The organism is Bartonella sp. MU70NMGDW (genome assembly GCF_042194085.1).
Classification (GTDB): Bacteria; Pseudomonadota; Alphaproteobacteria; order Rhizobiales; family Rhizobiaceae; genus Bartonella; species Bartonella grahamii.
In genome coordinates, this window is record NZ_JBHIMK010000221.1 from 1 (window position 1) to 1,970 (window position 1,970).

Consider the following 1,970-nt stretch of genomic DNA (forward strand, 5'->3'; position numbering starts at 1 on the left):
ATATCGGCAGTACCATCTCCAGAAGAAAGCTGAACAACACATAAACGATCACGATGGGGTTGTAACCCTAAAGTTTCGGTATCAATCGCAACAGCATCAGTTTTATAATTATCTAAGTTTGGTAAATCACCTTGATGAACGCGAATCTCAGCCATTTACCCTCCTATTTGCAAAAGCTGCAAGAATACGCGCCCAAGACCGCTGCCCCTTATGAAACGATTTTAAATTATACTTTTCATTGGGAGAATGAATACGATCATTATACAATGCAAATCCAACCAGCACAGATTCCATATCAAGAATTGACTGAAAATCTCCAACAACCGGAATTGATCCTCCCATAGCATCGAGTATAGCAGGATTGCTCCATTCTTGCGATAAAGCTTCTTTTGCTGCCTTGATAAAAGGTGAATCATAAGGGATTTGAATTGCAGAAGAACCGCCATGCCCCTTAAATTCAACAGTACAATCAGCAGGAATTAGACTGCGCACATAATGACGGAAAGCTTGGCGTATCTTTTCTGGATCTTGCTTATGCACTAAACGGAAAGATACTTTCGCATTCGCTTGAGAAGCAATAACCGTTTTCATTCCTTCTCCTTCATAACCACCACTAATCCCGTTAACTTCTGCTGTAGGACGCGCCCATACAAGTTCTAAAATGCTCCGTCCTTTTTCACCAACAGGAATGGAAAGTCCTACAGGACCAAGAAAGTTTTCAGCAGTACAATTCAGTGCATTCCATGACTGCAAAATCTGTGGAGGTGTTTCTTCTACTCCATCATAAAAACCTGGAAGCGTTACCCGACCATTGTCATCATGAAGCCCTGCTAAGATTTTCGTTAAAATATGAATAGGATTGGCTGCTACCCCTCCAAAAGCACCAGAATGCAAATCACGATCGGCTGATGTAATCGTAACCTCTTCTCCTAAAATACCCCGAAGAGCAATACAAACAGATGGTGTATCTGCATTCCACATCGCTGTATCACAAACCAATGCACAATCAGCCTTAAGCTCATCCTTATTTTCTTTTAAAAAAGGAACAAGAGAAGAAGAGCCACTTTCTTCTTCTCCCTCAAATAAAACAGTAACTTTAATGGGTAACTGGCCCGTTTCTTTCTTAAACGCACGACATGCCTCAACAAAGGTCATAAGCTGACCTTTGTCATCCGAAGCTCCACGAGCACAAATAACTTTTTCTGTAGGTTTTTCTTTTAATGAAGGATTAAAGGGATCATCTTCCCATAAATTTAATGGATCAACAGGCTGAACATCATAATGTCCGTAAAACAACACATGCAAACAATCATCTGAAGGACCTGGATGATGTCCAACGACCATTGGATGACCTGGTGTATCGCGTCTTGAAGCCTCAAAACCTATTGTTTTTAAATCTTCTACTAACCAATCAGCTGCTTTACGACATTCATCCTTATAAGCCAAATCCGTAGAAATCGATTGGAAACGTAAAAGAGAAAAAAGGCGTTCAAGGCTCTTTTCTATATTTTCATCAAGATGTGTTAACACTTTATTCAGCATAAAAAAACCTCTCAAGCCTTGTGTAATTATATTATAGATACGATGACTTTAAGCCTCTTGTAAGATTTTGCAAGACACCTTATTCATTTTTGACATTGTGAACAGTAAAAACTTGAACGTCCAGCCTGTAAAATACGCACAATAGGCGTGCCACATTCCAAACATTGCTTGCCTTCTCGTCCATAAACTGAAAAAGCGTGTTGAAAATAACCAAGTGAACCATCCACACGCATATAATCACGTAAAGAAGAGCCACCAGACAAAATGGCTTCAGAAATCACATTGCGTATATTCTGTGCTAAAGAATCTGCAAATTCACATGTACGTGCCGTTTTTGATGCCAATGTAAAAGCACCACGTTGTGGAGACAAACGACTCCGCCAAAGTGCCTCACAAACATAAATATTCCCAAGACCTGCAACAATAGA

2 protein-coding genes and 1 pseudogene are annotated in these 1,970 nt (G+C 40.0%); all 3 read right to left on the reverse strand.

Features of this window, described 5'->3' with window-relative positions; all coding sequences use genetic code 11:
* Positions 1–155 (reverse strand): annotated as a pseudogene (locus ACFIKE_RS09915) (ribonuclease D); the annotation flags it as partial.
* The gene (locus ACFIKE_RS09920; protein WP_375649666.1) at positions 148–1,542 is read right to left on the reverse strand and encodes a M20/M25/M40 family metallo-hydrolase; all 1,395 of its coding nucleotides are present in this window, start codon (positions 1,540–1,542) and stop codon (positions 148–150) included. The gene ACFIKE_RS09920 and the pseudogene ACFIKE_RS09915, both read right to left, overlap by 8 nt.
* An 83-nt stretch (positions 1,543–1,625) precedes the next feature.
* On the reverse strand, positions 1,626–1,970 hold a 345-nt coding region (locus ACFIKE_RS09925; RefSeq protein ID WP_375649668.1), incomplete at its 5' end, for a zinc finger domain-containing protein.